9 protein-coding genes are annotated in these 6,064 nt (G+C 49.5%); 5 read left to right on the forward strand and 4 right to left on the reverse strand.

Annotation, left to right across the window (positions count from 1 at the left end; all coding sequences use genetic code 11):
* Positions 1 to 53: 53 nt before the first annotated feature.
* Complete coding sequence (locus tag ACKTSG_RS09340; protein WP_407894121.1) at positions 54 to 251, forward strand: helix-turn-helix transcriptional regulator; 198 nt, start codon at positions 54 to 56, stop codon at positions 249 to 251.
* A gap of 38 nt (positions 252 to 289) precedes the next feature.
* Here the strand turns inward: ACKTSG_RS09340 and ACKTSG_RS09345 are convergent, their stop codons facing one another.
* Positions 290 to 727 carry a DUF1694 domain-containing protein gene (locus tag ACKTSG_RS09345; protein ID WP_407894123.1) on the reverse strand — a complete coding sequence of 146 codons (438 nt, stop codon included), beginning with the start codon at positions 725 to 727 and terminating at the stop codon, positions 290 to 292.
* A gap of 62 nt (positions 728 to 789) precedes the next feature.
* Here ACKTSG_RS09345 and ACKTSG_RS09350 point away from each other — a divergent pair, with 62 nt between their 5' ends.
* Positions 790 to 1,383 (forward strand): DUF1054 family protein, encoded by a 594-nt coding sequence (locus tag ACKTSG_RS09350; RefSeq protein ID WP_407894125.1) that lies wholly within the window; start codon positions 790 to 792, stop codon positions 1,381 to 1,383.
* A gap of 46 nt (positions 1,384 to 1,429) precedes the next feature.
* On the opposite strand, the gene ACKTSG_RS09355 is transcribed toward ACKTSG_RS09350, so the two are convergent.
* From ACKTSG_RS09355 to ACKTSG_RS09365, 3 genes are all read right to left on the reverse strand, one after another.
* A complete protein-coding gene (locus ACKTSG_RS09355; RefSeq protein ID WP_407894127.1) occupies positions 1,430 to 2,050 on the reverse strand; it encodes a hydrolase in 621 nt (206 codons plus the stop codon).
* A 117-nt stretch (positions 2,051 to 2,167) separates the two neighbouring features.
* The gene (ndk, locus tag ACKTSG_RS09360) at positions 2,168 to 2,590 is read right to left on the reverse strand and encodes a nucleoside-diphosphate kinase (protein ID WP_407894129.1); all 423 of its coding nucleotides are present in this window, start codon (positions 2,588 to 2,590) and stop codon (positions 2,168 to 2,170) included.
* A gap of 100 nt (positions 2,591 to 2,690) precedes the next feature.
* Positions 2,691 to 3,065 (reverse strand): DUF4828 domain-containing protein, encoded by a 375-nt coding sequence (locus ACKTSG_RS09365; RefSeq protein ID WP_407894130.1) that lies wholly within the window; start codon positions 3,063 to 3,065, stop codon positions 2,691 to 2,693.
* 145 nt (positions 3,066 to 3,210) lie between these two features.
* Here ACKTSG_RS09365 and ACKTSG_RS09370 point away from each other — a divergent pair, with 145 nt between their 5' ends.
* From ACKTSG_RS09370 to ACKTSG_RS09380, 3 genes are read left to right on the forward strand one after another with little or no spacing between them, the layout of a single operon-like run.
* Entirely contained in the window at positions 3,211 to 4,188 is a 978-nt protein-coding gene (locus tag ACKTSG_RS09370) for a Gfo/Idh/MocA family protein (RefSeq protein WP_407894132.1), read from the forward strand.
* A gap of 6 nt (positions 4,189 to 4,194) precedes the next feature.
* Positions 4,195 to 5,460: a DEAD/DEAH box helicase gene (locus ACKTSG_RS09375; RefSeq protein ID WP_407894138.1), complete on the forward strand. Its 1,266-nt coding sequence runs from the start codon at positions 4,195 to 4,197 to the stop codon at positions 5,458 to 5,460.
* Between the two features lie 17 nt (positions 5,461 to 5,477).
* The gene (locus ACKTSG_RS09380; RefSeq protein WP_407894134.1) at positions 5,478 to 5,900 is read left to right on the forward strand and encodes a DUF3284 domain-containing protein; all 423 of its coding nucleotides are present in this window, start codon (positions 5,478 to 5,480) and stop codon (positions 5,898 to 5,900) included.
* The last annotated feature ends 164 nt before the right edge of the window (positions 5,901 to 6,064 follow it).

Genomic DNA, 6,064 nt, shown 5'->3' on the forward strand with positions numbered 1-6,064 from the left:
CGAATTGTGACGTAATTTTGTAGTAAGCGGATACGAGATAGGAGTGACTCCGGATGCGCGATTGGCTGGTCGCAAAGCGGAAGGCGCAGGGGCTGACCCAGCGTGAGTTCGCTTTACTGTTAGGAATTCCGGTGAGTACGTTGGCTGCTTATGAACAGGCGACGCGCTCACCGACAGTTGCCAGGGCCAAGGTCTTGGCGAAGAAGTTAGATGTTGCTTGGGAACAATTCTTCGATCCGAATCATCAATGAGAAACTGGCTAGTGCCCATGCACTAGCCAGTTTTTGCATTAAGAAAAGCGGTCAAACCAGCTGTGCTTGGGTGACTTTTGCGGCGTTTGGGGTTTTGGTAATGCGATATCGGCAACGTTGATGGCATGCTGGTTGACCACCAATAAGAAAAAACGTTGCGGATCCAAACTGGCCGTGTCATCATTGACCAGCGTAAACGCCAGCCCTTGCGCTTTGACAGCTTTCATATAAGGTGCAGTTTTGGCAATGTCAGCTTTGCCATTCAAAAGCACCTTGTAAGTCGTATCATTGGCGTAAGCTTTTAAGGCTGCCACAAACGCTGGCAAGGTGGTGGCAGCAGATGATTCTGCATTAGTGATCGCCAAAGCCACCCGCTCGCGCAGTGAGCCTAAATACAAGCGACGTTGATCAGGCAAAGTTTGCGGATTGCCGTTGAGACTTTGCATCAAGCGGTCAGTCGGATCTTGTTCAGCCAAGAAAATCCCTCCATATGGTATCATATACTCAGATTGTAACACGTCGCATCGGAGGTTTGTAGATGTTTGAAGAAACCGATTTCAAGGTATTTGATCACTTGACCCTAGACGGCCGCTTGACCCGCATTCGCCGAGACTTAGATCCAAAGTTTGCACAAGCAGGATCGGTGCTGTTAGCTCACGCAGCTGACTTGGGGATGTCGCACTTATATGGGCATATCGCCAAGCATGCCCGGCGCCATAAAAATCCGCCAGTTGATACGTGGTTGGCGTTATCCACTAGTGCGCGTGGGTATAAAATGCTGCCGCATATCGAATTAGGCTTTTGGGATGATCGGCTGTTTTTGTGGGTGGCGGTGTTGCAAGAAGCCAAAGCCAAGCAAGTCGACGTTGCGGCAGTGACGCCTTTGGTGTTGGCCTTAGATGACAGTTTCGAATTGGCTCATGACCACACAGACAAACTTGGGGCCAAGCCGTTGACCGCAGCAAATTTAACGGCGCAAACTCAGCGTTATCAAACGGTTAAACGCAGCGAATGGCTAGTTGGTAAAACCTACTTGCGGCAGGACCCGCTTTGGCAAACACCGCAAAGTTTGTGGGCCGATATTTTGCAGCGGTTTGACCAATTGTTGCCGATTTATCAACACCTGATTTAAAAAAGCGGTGATCAGCCAGTTATGTTGGCCGATCACCGCTTTTATCTCAGTCGAATGAAACAAAATCGCCTGCTTGCATCAAGGCTTTGACAAAATCCGGTACAGTTTCGGTGCGATTCCAATCGCGCTGCCACTCACAGGCCAATTGCGCGTTGGTGACCAAGTGTGCGCCAGCTTGTTCAATGCGGCGCAAGGCGGTTTCATGGGCGATGGTGCTGGTGCCGCCAACGGCATCGACGACTGGATACACATCATAGCCTGATTGCAGCGCGTCTAAAGTTGGAAACGCCAAGCAAGCTTCCGTCCATAAGCCCACGATCACCAAGTTGGTGCGCCCAGTAGCCGCCACGGCTTCGACAAATTCTTTATCTTCCCAAGCATTGATATTGGTGCGGTCATAGCTGACCACGCCTGGCATCAACTTTTTTAAAGCCGGGATGGTGTCGGTATTGCGGCCAGATTCGACATTCACAGTAGAAAGTACGATCGGCACCTGATAGCTTTGCGCCAGTTGGATCGTCATGGCGACGTTTTTGATCAACGTCGGGTGGGCGATGCTTTGGATCGAGTTGATCTGTGTCGGTTGGTAATCGATTACCAACAAGGCACTATTTTCCGGGGTCAATAAGTTGTCAGTGCGCGGATCGCGTCTTGGAAAACTAGTCATCACAAACCTCCATTTTTGACGATTGGGACATTCAACGTCCATAGGCTACACCCAAAGCGCCAAACTGGGAAATTTGAAGCAAAAAAATACCGCCGATTTTGCTCGGCGGTGGTCGATTTATAATTCTGGGAACCAGATCTTGATTTCACGCGCGGCACTTTCAGGTGAATCTGAGGAGTGCACCACGTTTTTGATCGGCTGTTGGCCCCAAGCGCGGGCGTAGTCGCCGCGAATGGTGCCAGGCATGGCGTCTTCTGGCTTAGTTGGGCCAGCCATTTTACGAAATGAGTTGATCACATCCACGCCGGTAGCGACGATGGCGACCATTGGCGTTTCCATCATGAACGCTTCAATGCCAGGATAAAACGGCTTGTCAACCAGTTGCGCATAATGCGCTTGTAACAAAGCTGGGGTCGCTTGGATCACTTTCAAAGCGGTGATGGTGAAACGGCGCTTTTCTAAGCGGGTGATCACATCCCCGATATGACCGGATTTCACCCCATCTGGTTTGACTAAGATCAACGTAGATTCTTCTGACATAACGTCCTCCTCAAAACTTCTGTACCTTCAGTTTACATTTTTGAGGAAATGATTTCCAGCAGTTACAGAAAATTTGGCGCATCAAAAAAGCCGACTGGGTTCAGTCAGCTTTGGCGTCATTGCGAGGTGTTTGGGGATGCAAAATGCGATAAGTGGCGGCTTCGGCTTCATCGTAAACAGATTCTGGGCCATTGGGACCATTGGTGATGATCAATTCATACCCATAATGATCCAAAAACGTCAGCTGTTCGGTGCTGATCCCCGTCACATGGCCAGGCAACACGCGACCATCGATTTTAATGTCGAGTTGTGGGCTGATACTCAACTGATGTGATTTGGTGGTGACTTCATCTAAAAACCCGAAGTTGCCGGTGTAGGTTTGGGCTAAGGCCAATGCCGGATTTGCTTTGGGTTTGTGCAGATGCGCGACCATTTGCGTTAAACTCCGCATAAAATTGTGAACTGGTCTGGCCATTTGCCTTGCCTCCTGACAGATTGATTAACTGCTTTCATCATAACACGTTGTTTGCTTAAACTGATTACAAATGGCTGACACTAATAAGACAAATCTAGTGAAACTTTGTTATGATAGAGTTAATACCACGAAAGAAGGGTTTGTCATGTTATTGGGGACGATCGGCACCAATTGGATCACCAAACAATTTATTCAAGCCGCCAAACAAACTGGCCAGTTTCAATTAGCCGCAGTGTATTCGCGTCATGAAGCCACTGGCCAAAAGCTCGTTGATGCTTTTGGCCAAGGCCGAGTCTATACCGACATGGCCCAATTTTTGGCCAGTGATGTTGAGGTCGTGTATATCGCCAGCCCCAATGCCTTGCATGCCCAACAAGCCGTTGCCGCGATCAACGCCGGCAAGCATGTCTTAGTGGAAAAGCCACTCGTGACGCATCCCAGCCAGCTGACTGCGTTGCAACAAGCGCTTGATGCGCATCCTGAGGTGATGGTATTTGAAGCGATGCGGCAGTTATATGATCCAAACTTTGTCGTGATCAAAGCCCAGATCGCCAACCACCCAGTTAGTGGCGCGACGTTGACTTATATGAAGTATTCGTCGCGTTATGATGCGTATTTAGCCGGTGAGAATCCGAATATTTTTTCGACCAAGTTTGCTGGTGGGGCGTTGATGGACCTAGGGGTATACTTGGTCGGATCAGCAGTGGCTTGGTTTGGCATGCCCAAGCAGGCGACTTACTTGCCACACTTGTTGGCTAGTGGCGTCGATGGCGACGGGGTAGCGCGCTTGGCTTATGACGATTTTGATGTGGCGTTGCGCATGGGTAAAACCACCAACGCGCATGCTGGATCGGAAATTTACTTTGGCCGCGACACGTTAAGTTTTGATTCGCCAGGCGAGTTGAATCAGCTGACTTGGCTTAGCGACGAGGCACCACAAGCGCTGTCAGTGCCACATGCGGACAACCCCATGGCTGAAGAAGCTGCCTTTTTTGCCCGCGCGTTGACGCAACAAGATCACGCTGCATTTGTCAAACAATGGGCGTTGGCCAAGCAAGTCCATCACGTGATGGGCCAGTTGCGCGAAGGTACCGACTTGGTTTTTGAAACTGATCCAAAATAGGAGAACATATTGATAGCAGAAGCATTTCGCCCTTTGTGGCAAGCCGCTGGTTTTGACCAGCCGACGCAGATCCAAGACGCTGTATATGAACCACTGAAAAATGATGTGAACGTGGTGGGCTTAGCGCCGACTGGTTCAGGCAAAACCTTGGCTTTTGGGTTGCCGTTATTAGAGAAATTAGTGCCAGGCGACGGCATTCAATTGTTGATCTTATCGCCTTCGCAAGAATTGGCGATCCAAACGCGCAATGTGTTGCAACCCTACGCCAAAGCCGTGGGCATGCGCGTGATCGGTGTCACAGGTAACGCCAATGTCAAACGCCAAAAAGAACAGCTCAAAACGCATCCAGAAGTGATCGTCGGCACTGCTGGGCGGTTAATGGAGTTGGCCAAAGCGGGCACGTTGAAGTTGCACACCTTGCAAACCATTGTCGTAGATGAAGCTGACGAATTACTACGCGAACCAGGCTTAGATCAAGTGCGGGCGATCACCATGGCCAGCCCTGCTGAAACCCAAATGGGCTTTTTTTCAGCGACTGCCAGTCCGATGTTGTCAGAATTGGACAAATGGTTTGGCATTGAAGCCCAAACCATTGACGTGCGCAAAACCGATCATACCCAAGGCGTGGTGCAACACCTGTTTGTTCAAACTGACAATGCGCATCGCGTGGAGTGGTTGCGCGCACTGGCCCATTTGGATGATTTTCAAGCGTTGGTATTTTTCAATAACAACGGCCAACTGGAAAAAGTGGCCAGCATTTTACATCACCAAGCTGTTAAATATGCCGTCTTGTCGCGTAATGATCGCAGTATCAACCGCGCCAATGCGTTAGCGGCTTTTCGCAAGCACAAAGTCACCTTGTTATTGGTCACGGATCTGGCAGGGCGTGGCTTGGACTTAAAAAAGTTGCCAGCAGTCGTGAACTACGGGGCGCCTAAACGAGCAGAAGCTTATATCCATCGTGCCGGTCGCACCGGCCGCATGGGCAATGCCGGTTATGTGGTGACGCTAGGCGACGACCATGATCGCCGCGACTTGAAGAAACTGGTGCCACAATATGACTTACGCCGCGGGTATTTAGTCGATGGCCACTTGACCACTGAAGCACCAGCCAAGTCGACGCCTGAAGCGGCTGTGCCGACACCAGTTGCAACCAAGCCTGTGCCTGCTGCGAAACCGCGCGTTGCCAAGCCAACACCTAAGCCAACCGTCAAACACAAGAAAAAGCGGTTGCGTGATCAGAAAAACAAAGGCAAACATACTGCGAAATAGACCCGGGGGGATCATTCATGAAATTAACCAAAACGCTGGATTGTCCAGCAAGCTATTTTTACACCAAAGTCATCGACTCCGTGTTATATGACATCAAACAAAATACCGGTGAAAGCTTGAAACCAGAAGCTTTGCAAGGTTATGAATACAAGAAAATGGTCGGTGGCAAAATGAACGCCCGTATCAAGATCACCAAAAATGTTATCAACCGCGCTTATGCGTTTGAAACTGACATGACCAGCGGCAAATACACGGTGGCTTATGACATTCAAGAGACCCAAGATGGCAAAGTTCAAGTGACCTATCAAGAAGGTAGCCAATTCAACAGTATGACGCGTGATTTTAACCAAAAGCTCATGATGTTATTGCTGGGTCACAGTCGCAAGAAGTCGTTGATCCAAATGCTTGAACAAATCGCTGCCAGCTATCATCAAGCTTAGTTTGGTTAACCCAAATAGCGCACCGCTGCTTGCTTAGTGACCTTTACCCCTAAAGTTGGAACACAACTTTGGGGGTATTTGTATGACTAAGATTTCAGTAGAAACTTATATCGAAGCCGTAGAGTGTTATCTTACCAGCAACGAGTCAAAGAGACGGGTTGGTG

The sequence above is a fragment of the Lacticaseibacillus salsurae genome (assembly GCF_045862175.1).
GTDB lineage: Bacteria > Bacillota > Bacilli > Lactobacillales > Lactobacillaceae > Lacticaseibacillus > Lacticaseibacillus salsurae.

Coding starts and splice junctions, on each gene's coding strand:
- ACKTSG_RS09340 (WP_407894121.1), top strand. CDS start 54: ATGCGCGATTGGCTGGTCGCAAAGCGGAAGGCGCAGGGGCTGACCCAG.
- ACKTSG_RS09350 (WP_407894125.1), top strand. CDS start 790: ATGTTTGAAGAAACCGATTTCAAGGTATTTGATCACTTGACCCTAGAC.
- ACKTSG_RS09355 (WP_407894127.1), bottom strand. CDS start 2,050: ATGACTAGTTTTCCAAGACGCGATCCGCGCACTGACAACTTATTGACC.
- ndk (WP_407894129.1), bottom strand. CDS start 2,590: ATGTCAGAAGAATCTACGTTGATCTTAGTCAAACCAGATGGGGTGAAA.
- ACKTSG_RS09365 (WP_407894130.1), bottom strand. CDS start 3,065: ATGGCCAGACCAGTTCACAATTTTATGCGGAGTTTAACGCAAATGGTC.
- ACKTSG_RS09370 (WP_407894132.1), top strand. CDS start 3,211: ATGTTATTGGGGACGATCGGCACCAATTGGATCACCAAACAATTTATT.
- ACKTSG_RS09380 (WP_407894134.1), top strand. CDS start 5,478: ATGAAATTAACCAAAACGCTGGATTGTCCAGCAAGCTATTTTTACACC.